General features: G+C 49.1%; 1 protein-coding gene. It reads left to right on the top strand.

The annotated features are described in order from the left end of the window. The coding region (locus tag AC0QHF_RS15225) for a reverse transcriptase N-terminal domain-containing protein (protein WP_324705078.1) at nt 1–285 on the top strand (285 nt) is incomplete at both ends.

Below are 285 nucleotides of genomic sequence, written 5' to 3' on the forward strand. Positions count from 1 at the left end.
GGGACAGGACGCAAAAGCTAGAAGGTTGCAGAGACTCCTGTTGAAGTCATACTACGCAAGGCTCTTAGCGGTAAGGCAAGTGACCCAAGATAACCAAGGCAAGAAAACAGCCGGAATAGATGGAGTGGTAGCAATATCCCCGAAACAAAGGTTTGAACTTACTGAGGAAATTAAAGGAAACTTCAAAGCCAAGCCACTACGGAGAGTCTGGATACCAAAACCCGGACGGGATGAAAAACGCCCGCTGGGAATCCCGACAATCCGAGACAGAGCCAAGCAAGCCTT

The sequence above is a fragment of the Lyngbya sp. CCY1209 genome (genome assembly GCF_055795065.1).